Genomic DNA, 10929 nt, shown 5'->3' with positions numbered 1-10929 from the left:
GCAGACAACGCCTCCACCCGCCCATGCAATTCCGCGTTCTCACTTCTTGTCGCACCCAGATCGCGTTCGGCCACCTCAGCACGGGATTTAAGCCATAGATTGTCCTTCTCCGCTGAGCTCAACTTATCCTGAAGCGTTGGATGCCCCTTGTAAAAAAAGGACCAAGGCGCAGGCCCACTCTCGACACTTTCAAAACGCAGACAGTTCTCGATAGGATCAATACTCGAGAGATGTCGCTGCAACTTATCATTCCAAGTCGCACGCCGCTCCAAATTTGAGGTGTGATCAGCCAGTTTCGGATTTCGAAGAAACTCATCCAGCCCCTGCGACACCTGTAGCGCACGTGATTTTTGATCGTAAAACGAATTCGAACTGCGTAACCAACAAGGGATGCCCGCCAATTGCAACCAAAGTGTCACGTGATAGGAGCACGAATAGCCAAGCGCCAAATCTAATTTAATTTGCTTATTACTAGATGATTGATCGAACAAGAGGCCAACCAAATCGATTGTGCGATACTCGTGGAACGGAAAAAGATAATCCAACCGCTTGATGGTTTCGCTGGAATCAAACACATCTTGGCGGGAATCTCTGAACGCCTGAAAAACAGTGACTTCGTGCCTAGCGGCATCTTGAGAAGCTACGCTCGCCAACTCTCGGCCTAAGCCATCCGCCAAAGAGGTGTTGGCAGTGTAATCAGATGAATTGAGATGGAGCGCCAGCCCCTGACCTTGCCGAATCGACAGTCGATCACTCAAACCTTCAAGCGCCTCGGTCGCATCATCAAATGAAAAATCTGCGTCATAACCGCGCTCTGCAAGCAACCGTAGGCTCACCTCGTCACGAACCCCAAACAGCTTGGGGTGAAATGCCTTGATATGCTCTAAAACACGGGCCTCAAAAGGCGAGGTGATTTGCTGACCAGAAACCCAATAATTAATCTTTTGATCGAGTCTAAGAAAATGTTCAACTACAGATAAAACAAAGTCTCCCCACATTGAATTCAGAAAACCACCGCCGTAAAGACCAAGTCCTGCGACATTGCGAATTTCGGCAACCCGTGTCAGTTGTGGATCAGTGTCGACAAGAATTAAGGGGTAGCTCGAGACAAAAATAACCGCATCAGTCTTGTAAGCTTCAGGCACAAACGAGGGGAAAGCTTGGCTGTTGATGGCATTTGCGGCCATAACAGAAACGGTCGCAAATCTACCTGTCTTTTTGATTGCTCTTAACGCATTGATGTGCTGAAGTACATCGCCGAAGTTGCCGTAGCCGAAATCACTCCCTATGGAAATGATCTTTTGGGCATCTCCAGCAAGAATTTTCTGACTGGCGTCATCAGCACAAAAATAAAGGCTACTCATAGATTGACCTCCTCAACATGCAAAGCCAGTTCAAATACATCGCTAACGCGTTGCCGAAACTTGGCTTCGCCATGCCGATCCGCGATCAATTGTCGCCCACGCTCGACTATTTCCACCGTGCGATCCCAGTCGCCATAGAGACGTCGTACCGCATCGACATACGCTTCGACCAGTGCGTTTTCATCAACCAGATCAGGCACCAGAAAACCGGTCTCACCCTCGATGACAGCCTCTCCAATACCTCCGACGTCAGGCGCGATCACAGGCAAGCCAGCTCCCAAAACCTCAAGAATCACATTGGGGAGACCATCGAAAGCGCTGGTATAGATAAACGCATCGAAACGATCTATGGGCAGCGTTTGAAACCCGTCATAACTTCCGCGATAGATCACACCAGGAACATCGAACAAATGTTGCTGGTGGTAGTTATTTTCGATTTGCCCGTACACTTCGATAACAATTTCAGGGCAATCCTGACGTAGCGCTGTGGCGATTTTTCCAAGCAAATCAGGTCTCTTTTCAGCTGAAACTCTTGATGCCCAAAGCAAGCGCTTGTTGGGCAAGCGTTTGATTGACGTATGCTCTTGAGCTGCGCAAAGAGCGTAAATGGTTTGATATTTTTCTTTGTGCGCACCCAATCGAGCCCAATCGGCCGCGGCGATGCTGCCGCAGTCACTGATCAAAAGGTGAATATTGTTCAACTGGCGACGCAGAAAGGCGACAGCCCAAGGGCTATTGACGCGCTCATTGCGCCAGGCATACGAATTATCACTAAAGCGGTAATAGACGACCTTGTATGTTGAAGACAAGACGGAGCCAAAGCTATCCATTAAACGATGGGAAAAAGGGCTGGCCTTGATGTGCAAGCGCGCGCCTTCGGCTGCAACAGCCAAAAGCGCTCTTGCGATCATGGCGTCTCTTCCGGCATCGTCAAGCATGGGAAATGCATTAAATACATCAACAAAAACGGAGCCTTTGGGTAGCAAGCTCGCCCATTCATGCCTGCTCGCCGCCTGACCACTCAATACCAATAGTCGCCGGCAAGCGCCAAACTTCCATAACTCACCCAGGATTTGCAGGATGTATTTCTCTGCGCCACCCGGTTTAAGCCAGGGTAACAGCAAAACATCGGAAAAAGGCTGATCGCCAACTAACTGGTAGAACCTCTCCAGCTGGAATCCCCAGTGTTGAGAGTCCCAAGGCACAGGACAATAATTGCTTGCGGCTTCAATTCGGATGGGCTCGACTTCGGGATCTAATTGAGCTGCTTCAGTCGCGTAGCCAACCAAAGTCTCCGATGCCAACATCTCATGCACAAATTTCCTTTCGTAAATCGCCTGCCTTTCACGCATAAACTTTTGCCAATCAGGGTTTCTCTTGCGCGCATCAGCCATGGCTGCAACAAAGGTTTTCGGTTCAAACAGGGCAGAGTGGGGAACCATTCTTGCCGATACCGCATTAGCCTGCTTTAACAGACTGTTGCTTCGTAGTCGATAAAATATAATGGTATTTTGTGCAACCAGGAATTCGAACCCAGAAGCAAACAGGCGGACATTGAAATCCCAATCCTCATAGGCAAAGCCTGTGGTAACTTTTAGGTCGCGATAGGACAGATGTTGAAACACATCTCGCTTGATAAAAATTCTGGAAACATAAGGGTGATGATAAGCAAAGTCAGCAGCGGTCAACCACTGATCGCTCACATAACGCGCGACATGGTATGGTTCACCAAAGGCAACCCAGAAGTCGATAAACACAGCGATCTTTGAGTGTGGGTGATTTCGGGCGGTCTTGACGAGTTCAACGATTGAATTTCTGGATACTAGGTCATCCCCGTCGGAAGTCCAGACGAATTCGCCTTCAGCAAGATCAATTCCTGCATTGCGTGCAAGCCCCAAAGATCCTACATCGATGGTAGTGGTTTTTATTTGTTCAAAAGCTTTTAGCGGGGTTCGATGAAAGACTTCCAGGGTGTCTTGATCTGGTTTGTCGAAGACAGCAATCAATTCGACATTGATCCCGGCATTTTTTGCCTCATTGGCGCAAGCGTCCAGTGAAAGCAAAGTTGGACGCAAATAGAGTGCTTCACGGTGCATGTTGAGCACCACGCTGACATCAATCTTTCTCATTTACATGCAACTCCAAAAGGCATTTTGAACATAAACCACATCGGATTATCTGTATCAGCTAACACATCGAACACCATGGCCAATTCGTCCGCAAAGATAATCACGTTGTCACTGCGATCCCACTGGCTCACCTGATTGATGCGGAGCGCGACTGAATAGGACTGACCGCCACGCAAGAGCATTGTTGAGCTGAAAACAAAACGCACGGTTTGTCCTGCTTCGAAATTCAGACTCTTTCTGTATGTGTTAAAAAAACTCTCGCCAGTGAGTTCTTGTCCAAATTGATCTTTGATGAGGAATCCGAGACTCAGGTTATTTATCTGCCTGTGAATTTCGATCTCGAACTCTAGTGAAAATCTTTCGCCTTGATGGAGGTGATCTGTTACCTGCCCTTGTTGGTTTTTCAGCAACTTTGAACGGACGGAGACAACAGTCCCGTCAACAAGGTCTGCCGATATAGGTTGCTCTGCTTTTTCACTCCTGTGATCGTGCTCAGGCACATCTTGTTGTGTCGTAGTCGGCAGGCTGGTCGATTCTTCAGCAGCCACTACCTGTTTCATCGACTGCAAAACAATTCGGTTGTGCTCAATGAACACATCATTCATATAAGCGTTCGTCACATCCGTGACGTTGCCGTGCATCTTCACCCGACCTTGCTCCAGCCAGATGGCCTCATCGCAGAGCGCGCGCACAGCGTCTATCGAGTGGCTGACGAACAAAACAGAGCAACCGCTTTCCATGAGCTGCCGCATGCGTGCCATGCTTTTGTGCTGAAACCAGGCATCACCCACGCTCAACGCTTCATCCACAATCAACAGATCGGGTTCTACGTTGACTGCTACGGAAAAGGCCAAGCGAGCAAACATGCCGCTGGAGTAGGTTTTTACTGGCTGGTAAACAAAATCTCCAATGTCTGCAAAGGCAAGAATATCGGCAAGTTTTGCATCAACTTCGTCTCGGCTGAGCCCGAGGATCTGGCCATTCAGGTAAATGTTTTCAATACCGGTGAACTCCGGGTTGAATCCGGACCCCAGTTCTAGAAGTGCTGCTACTCTGCCGCGCACTTCTACTGTGCCATCGCTAGGCGTCAGCGTCCCACAAATGATCTGGAGCAGAGTGGACTTGCCGGCCCCATTTTTTCCCAGAATGCCAACGACCTTGCCCTTGGGTACGGTGAAGGAAATATCCTGCAGGGCAACAAATTCTCTGTAGAACCTTCTACCTGTGCGAGCCAGCAGCATTTGCAGCAGTCTTCGGTGAGGTTTGTCGTAGATATAGTATCTTTTTGCCAGCCCCTTGACCGTAAGCGCAACTTCAGAGGACATCGGCAAACCCCTTGCGCGTTTTCTGGAACCAGGCAAAACCCAACCAGGCGACGACGGCGGCTCCCGCTGTCCAGCGTGCCCAGGCGTTCCAGTCAATCAACTTTCCCCAGATCATGACGTTGCGGGTCTCCTCGACAATGTAGGTCAGCGGATTCATGTACATGAAGGCGTGGTATTGATCCGGCAGCGCTGCCACCGGATAAAATATGGGTGACATAAACATCAGTGCCATCGTGATCACTCCGATGATCTGGCCAACGTCGCGCAGGTAAACCCCCAGGGAAGCCAGAATCCAGGCCAGGCCCAACGTCATGAGGATCAATGGCACCAGCACGACGGGCAGTTGAATCACCGTCCAGGTGGGCAGACCAAAGAATATTGCGTAAAAAAGCAGCCATACCAGCAGGCTCACCAGCATGTGAAAGGCCGCTGCCCCAAAAGCCACGATGGGTAAGACCTCCAGCGGGAAGATCACTTTCTTGACATAATTAGCGTTGTTCAGGATCAGGCTGGGGGCCCGGTTGAGCACTTCCGAAAACAGGTTGTAGACCAGCAGTCCGGTGAACAGCACCAGAGCGAACTCCACCTTGGAATCCGAGCCGCCAAGCCAGCGTGCCCGGAAGACGACGCTGAACACAAAGGTGTACACGACCAGCAAGAAGACCGGGTTGAAGAAGGACCACAGCAAGCCCATGACCGAACCTCTGTAGCGGCCAACCACTTCTCGCTTGATGAGATTGAAGATCAGGCTCCGGTTGGTGTGAAAGGACCTCAGCAAGGCTGTCGGCCGCAAAGACTGTGCTGCGTGGGGGTTCATGAATAACCTCGTGGGTTGCGATCCTGCCAGCGCCAGTGGTCTTGACACATGGCGGCCAAGTCACGCTCGGCTTTCCAGCCCAATAGCTGAATCGCCAGGCGCGGGTCGGCATAACAAGCCGCCACATCGCCCGGTCTGCGCGGGCTGATGCGATAAGGGACAGGCTTGCCGCTGGCGGCTTCGAAAGCTTTGACGACATCGAGCACGCTGTAGCCCACGCCAGTGCCCAGGTTCACGGCTATGCACTGTGGTCGATCAAGCGCTTCAAGCGCTTTGAGGTGACCCGCCGCCAGATCGACCACATGGATGTAGTCGCGCACGCCAGTGCCATCCGGCGTGGGGTAGTCGTTGCCCCAGACGTTGAGAAATTCCCGCCGACCCACGGCCACTTGGGCCACATAGGGCATGAGGTTGTTGGGCGTGCCTTGTGGGTCTTCGCCGATCAGCCCGCTCTCGTGCGCGCCCACCGGGTTGAAGTAGCGCAGGATTGCAATGCGCCAATCGGGATGGGCGCGATACACATCCCGCAGCATATCTTCGATCACCAGCTTGCTGCGCCCATAGGGGTTGGTGGCCGATAGCGGGTGGTCTTCCGTGAGTGGCAGGCTTTGAGGCTCGCCATAGACGGTGGCAGAAGAACTGAAGACCAGTGTAGTGACACCGCAGTTCTGCATGGCTGCAAGAAGGCGGTGGGTGCCGACGACGTTGTTGTCGTAGTAGAGAAGCGGTTTTTCAACAGACTCGCCAACCGCCTTCAACCCGGCGAAATGAATGACGGCCTGACACTGGTGTTGCCGCAAGGCCGACTCGATGGCCGCCTGGTCGCGAATATCGCCCTGCACCAGCATGGGCTTGCGCCCAGTGATCTGTTCGACCCGATTGAGCACTTCGGGGTGGCTGTTGCTGAAGTTGTCGAAAACAACAACTTCGTGACCGGCCTGAAGCAGTTGGACGCAGGTGTGGGATCCGATGTAACCGGCACCGCCGGTAACCAGAATACTCACGCGCGCCCTCCGACCTGGGCATCCAATAGCATGGCTACCGCACTCCGTGTGTTCGCATCGGAACCAGAGTATTTACCTGCCAAGCACGCTAAATCTTTGCCAGTTGCTACCTTTTTGAGTTGATTCATCAACCCGCCTCCACCTGTGAAAACCCCCGCTCGCAACGCCAAGAAAACTATCTGAGGCGCCCGAATTCGGGGGGGGTACATCGCAGCCTCCCTAAGAGCCCGACCTAAAATTAAGTTTAGCGATTTCAGTAGTTTATGATTCTCTATTTGCAAAAACTACGGAGGATCAGATGACATGGACTGAAACCGCTCGGCGTGATTATTACCAGACGTTTCTTGCGCTATGCAAGTGACTGCACTGACGATGAATGGATAATTATTGCGCCGCTTTTGCAGAAGATGAGCAAAGTCGGCCGACCTCGCAAACATGATCCTCGTAAACTTTGGGATGCGATCCAGTATATAGCGACAACCGGTTGCCAATGGGCGCAATTACCGAAGGAATTCTCGCCATTTACAACGGTGCAGTATCATTTTTACCGGATGCGAGACAACGGATTGCTCGATCTGGCTCTGTTGCAAATTTAGAATTTGGACAGATTGCGCGCCCTTCCGGGCCAGCAGCTTAAGCTTTGACGTCCTGAAGATGGTTTTCGAGCATGGTCACCGCTTCAGACAGGGCACATGGACCGATGCCGAAGGCTCTCTCGACAATGCGTGCCTCACCGAGGACATCGTTTGAGAAATTGAAAATGCCAGCCTGCCCCTTGCGCAGGGCACGCATGACCTCGAACCCTTTGATTGTCGCGTAGGCGGACTTCAACGTTTTGAAACCACGCACAGGCCGGATCAGTTGTTTCAGCTTGCCGTGATCGGCCTCAACGACGTTGTTCAGATACTTGACCTGACGATGCTCGGTTTCTTCGGGGCATTTGCCTTCCGCTTTCAGCTCGGAAATGGCCGCGCCATAAGCTGGCGCCTTGTCGGTGTTGATTGTATGAGGCTTTTCCCAGTCTTTCAGACCTCTCAAGGCTTTGCCCAGGAACCGTTTCGCCGCCTTGGTATTGCGTGTGGGCGAGAGATAGAAATCGATGGTGTTCCCGAGCTTGTCCACCGCCCGGTAGAGATAGGTCCATTTCCCGCGGACCTTGATGTAGGTTTCATCGACCCGCCAACTGCCTGAGACCGGCCGGCGCCATTGCCAACGTAGCCGCTTTTCCATTTCAGGGGCATAGGTCTGAACCCCCCGGTAGATCGTGGCGTGATCAACGCGCACGCCGCGTTCGGCCATCATCTGTTCAAGATCGCGGTAGCTGATCCCCTACCGGCAATACCAGCGAACTGCCCACAACACGACCTCACCGCTGAAATGACGGCCTTTGAATGCACTCATGAAATCAACAACCTGCTCTGAAAAAGCTGCTTCTCGCACCAGCGACAGAAATTTGCAACAGAGCCCCCTGAAATCATACGGCCCGGCGTCTACATCCTTCTTGGCCAGGACGAGGAAAACGCCGACAGATGGGTCGCTTACATCGGCGAGTCCGAGTCCGTCGGCGACAGGCTGGGCTTCCACAGTGCGAATGAAAAAGGCCGTGATGCGAAGGGCTTCTGGGCCGAGACCATCGTCTTGGTGAGCAAGGACGAGAACCTTACCAAGTCGCATGCGAGGTATGTTGAAGCCCGCCTTGTCGCTGAGGCAGGCCGAAATCCTCGTTGGAATCTTGCAAATTCGCAGAGGGCAAGTGAAGTAGGAAAGCTTCCCCTTCCAGATCGAGCCGCAATGGAAGAGTTCGTCGATCAGACCATTACTCTTGTCGGTGCGCTTGGATGCGACCTCTTCCGAGCCATGCGCGGTTCTTTGCCCGGGGAAATGAACGAAATCTCAAACGAACCATCAGCCCCTTCCGGACCTGTTTTCTTTTTTCGGGGTCAGGGGTTCGCAGCCGAGATGAATGTCAGTGCCTCTGGCGAGTTCGTTGTCAGACGGGGTTCACGAGCTCGTAGCCGCACCACCGCCACCATACCGAGGGGGACCGCGTCTCTTAGGGACACACTTATTGAAAAAGGCATTCTCCGAGAAGACGACGGGGCGCTCATATTCAGCAGCGACTATACCTTTCCGAGCGTTTCATCTGCCGCCGCCGTGGTCTATGGCGGTAGCGCGAATGGCCGCATTCTCTGGCGTCTTCAGGATGGCCGCACCTATGCAAATTGGGAGGCGGATGAAGTCGCAGATTCCTCGACCAACAACTCCATCGCTGATCTCAGCGTTGGCACACCCGAGCCTGATCCCGCATGACGCTGTAATCGGCGAGCATTTCGGCGATCGCCGACCCCTCTGGCAGCAGATCGAGCTCGTCGGCTGCGCGCGCCTGGAACTCGCGGCTATATTCAACAACCGGCGGGCAGACGGTCGCCACGCGAGGGTCAGAAGCGACCGTCGCGCAGCCGGTCAGCGAGATCGTCACGATCGCGAGGGCGGCGAGCCGCCGCATCGAGCATCTGGCGATGGACGTCATTGGTCTTCTCCGAGGTCTCGAGGCGTTCGGCGAGGCGTCCCGCTCGCTCGCCGGAGCGCCGGAGTGAGAGCAGGAACAGGAACACCGCAAGTGCGATGGCGCCGTAGCGCAGCGCCGCCCGCAACCACGGGGCGGCGGCCTTCCCGGTGAACAGAGCAGCGATCATCGACGCCCCCGCTTCCAGTCGTCGATGCGGGCGTAGATCGTCACGGCAAGGCCCGCGAGCGCGACGGCGATGAACACCCAGCGGAGCGTGTCGAGATAGGGTACGAGCGGCAGGATCGCGGACTGGGTCTCCGTCAGGACGCTCTGCGCCACCTCGACGCCTACGGCGCCGAGCGTCGCCGCGCCTGCCGCGCCGCTGCCCTTCATCGTGCGGCTGTCGGCCAAAACCTCCCGCGCGGGCGCCGTTTCAGCGGCGAACCCCGTCGCCTGCACCGGGAACCGCTCGCCCCATTGCCGAGCAGGACCGAGGTCGATGTGCATGAAGCCCGAACGGGGATAGTAGCCGAAGCCGAGAAAGCCGACGGCTCGGGCAGCGGCCTCGAAGGCGACCGGATCGTGGTTCGACATGGCGATGTCGAAGGCCGTGCCGTCCATGTGCTTCGAGCGCGGCGCGCCGCCGACGGCCCGGTTATGCGCCGGACTGCGGTAGGCCGAACGGACGATGAGGGGCTTGCCAAGCCGATCGCGCAGCGCCTGGAGCTTGTCGAGCGCGGGTTCATTGACCAGCAGCTTGCCCGTCCCTCGGCAGGCGATCTCGGCTGGCGAGAAGTTAGGCCAGCGCCAGCCGCTCTCGGGTACGTCGCGCCAGTGTTTGTAGGTCATTGTCGTCATCGCAGGTCTCCAGGCACAAAAAAGCCCGCTCCTCGGCGAGGGCGGGCGATGGTCTGATAAGTCGGGCGGACGGGTTAAGGCGACGGCCCGAAGAGCTTCAGCTTGATGGCGATGCCGGCCATCAGGGCGAGCAGGACGCAGGTGGTGATCAGCCGCACGGCGGTCTGGACGGCCGTCTGTTTCGCGAGGCGGAAACCCGCGAGCAACGAGCGAAGATCGCGGATGTCCTCGGCCGCATCCTGACCATCGAGACCGACCTCATGCAGGGCGCGCCGCGCGCCTGTTTCGGCTGCGCGTGCCAGCAGGGCCTCGAACTCGGTCTCGGACATGCGGAACTGCTCGTTCGCTTGCGGCGGCGTCATAGCGGTTCTCCCGGAGAGTCTGGTTTTGGCTCGCGGCTTTGCCGGTGGCCGCTCAGGTTGCGACACCGGCCTCGCACAGCATGGTGATGAAGCGGCGGCGGCGCTCCATGTCGGCGGCGGTGCGGATGTTGTAGATCAGGCCGGAACGGGCATCGATCAGGCGCCAGGCGGCGGTGATGGTTGCGGTTTCGGCATCGAAGCGCACGATGATCAGCGCCGGCTGCACCTCCTGCAGGCGCGACGCAATGACCGTCTCGCCGCCCTTGGAGGGCAGGATGCAGGCGTCGCGCTCGAACTGTGGCACCCACTGGCCATAGGTGTTGCCATAGCCATCATCGATCTCCTCGCGCTTTTCGAGGCGGACGCGGTCGCGCAGGGCATTGGCGGTGATCCTGGCCATCAGATCGGGCTTCTGCGATAGGGTGCGATCAGGGCATGGACGGTGCGGTCAATGGCAACATCGATGCTGGTGTCTGCACCATCGAACAGGCGCTGGACGATGAGCAGGATGGCCTGACGGATGGGCTCCGGCACGTCGGCCACCGCGCCATAGCCGGCGGT

At 55.2% G+C, this 10929-nt stretch carries 10 protein-coding genes and 2 pseudogenes; 2 read left to right on the top strand and 10 right to left on the bottom strand.

The features are described 5' to 3' along the window. The 5 genes from ACFO1V_RS01800 to galE all read right to left on the bottom strand — a co-directional run. On the bottom strand, nt 1-1364 hold a 1364-nt coding region (locus ACFO1V_RS01800), incomplete at its 3' end, for a hypothetical protein (protein ID WP_380075040.1). After that, on the bottom strand, nt 1361-3493 hold the full coding sequence (locus ACFO1V_RS01795; protein ID WP_374833608.1) for a glycosyltransferase: 2133 nt from the start codon (nt 3491-3493) through the stop codon (nt 1361-1363). The genes ACFO1V_RS01800 and ACFO1V_RS01795, both read right to left, overlap by 4 nt. Then, nucleotides 3490-4818, bottom strand: coding sequence for an ABC transporter ATP-binding protein (locus ACFO1V_RS01790; protein WP_374833606.1), 1329 nt, complete (start codon nt 4816-4818; stop codon nt 3490-3492). The genes ACFO1V_RS01795 and ACFO1V_RS01790 overlap by 4 nt, the downstream gene beginning before the upstream one ends. Next, the gene (locus tag ACFO1V_RS01785; RefSeq protein ID WP_133595716.1) at nt 4808-5635 is read right to left on the bottom strand and encodes an ABC transporter permease; all 828 of its coding nucleotides are present in this window, start codon (nt 5633-5635) and stop codon (nt 4808-4810) included. Before ACFO1V_RS01785 ends, ACFO1V_RS01790 begins: the two co-directional genes overlap by 11 nt. Next, entirely contained in the window at nt 5632-6639 is a 1008-nt protein-coding gene (gene galE, locus ACFO1V_RS01780; protein WP_374833604.1) for a UDP-glucose 4-epimerase GalE, read from the bottom strand. The genes ACFO1V_RS01785 and galE overlap by 4 nt, the downstream gene beginning before the upstream one ends. Before the next feature lie 298 nt (nt 6640-6937). Here galE and ACFO1V_RS01775 point away from each other — a divergent pair. Next, nucleotides 6938-7232: pseudogene (locus tag ACFO1V_RS01775) on the top strand (transposase); the annotation flags it as partial. A gap of 40 nt (nt 7233-7272) precedes the next feature. Here ACFO1V_RS01775 and ACFO1V_RS01770 read toward each other — a convergent pair. Further along, nucleotides 7273-8040, bottom strand: a pseudogene (locus tag ACFO1V_RS01770) (IS6 family transposase). A gap of 390 nt (nt 8041-8430) precedes the next feature. Between ACFO1V_RS01770 and ACFO1V_RS01765 the strand changes: the two are divergent. Then, on the top strand, nt 8431-8949 hold the full coding sequence (locus tag ACFO1V_RS01765; protein WP_374833602.1) for a DUF4357 domain-containing protein: 519 nt from the start codon (nt 8431-8433) through the stop codon (nt 8947-8949). 128 nt (nt 8950-9077) lie between these two features. Here ACFO1V_RS01765 and ACFO1V_RS01760 read toward each other — a convergent pair whose 3' ends face one another. The 4 genes from ACFO1V_RS01760 to ACFO1V_RS01745 all read right to left on the bottom strand — a co-directional run bounded on the left by ACFO1V_RS01760 (nt 9078) and on the right by ACFO1V_RS01745 (nt 10768). Beyond that, complete coding sequence (locus ACFO1V_RS01760; protein ID WP_374833600.1) at nt 9078-9335, bottom strand: hypothetical protein; 258 nt, start codon at nt 9333-9335, stop codon at nt 9078-9080. Further along, nucleotides 9332-10006, bottom strand: coding sequence for a YcbK family protein (locus ACFO1V_RS01755; RefSeq protein ID WP_374833598.1), 675 nt, complete (start codon nt 10004-10006; stop codon nt 9332-9334). The genes ACFO1V_RS01760 and ACFO1V_RS01755 overlap by 4 nt, the downstream gene beginning before the upstream one ends. Before the next feature lie 74 nt (nt 10007-10080). Continuing rightward, the gene (locus tag ACFO1V_RS01750) at nt 10081-10368 is read right to left on the bottom strand and encodes a DUF6127 family protein (RefSeq protein ID WP_374833596.1); all 288 of its coding nucleotides are present in this window, start codon (nt 10366-10368) and stop codon (nt 10081-10083) included. 52 nt (nt 10369-10420) lie between these two features. After that, entirely contained in the window at nt 10421-10768 is a 348-nt protein-coding gene (locus tag ACFO1V_RS01745; RefSeq protein WP_376903325.1) for a phage head closure protein, read from the bottom strand. Nucleotides 10769-10929 lie beyond the last annotated feature (161 nt).

It is taken from the genome of Daeguia caeni (genome assembly GCF_042653845.1).
Classification (GTDB): Bacteria; Pseudomonadota; Alphaproteobacteria; order Rhizobiales; family Rhizobiaceae; genus Brucella; species Brucella caeni.
The sequence above is the reverse complement of the archived record's forward strand: the minus strand, read 5'-3'. Positions and strand labels throughout refer to the sequence as shown.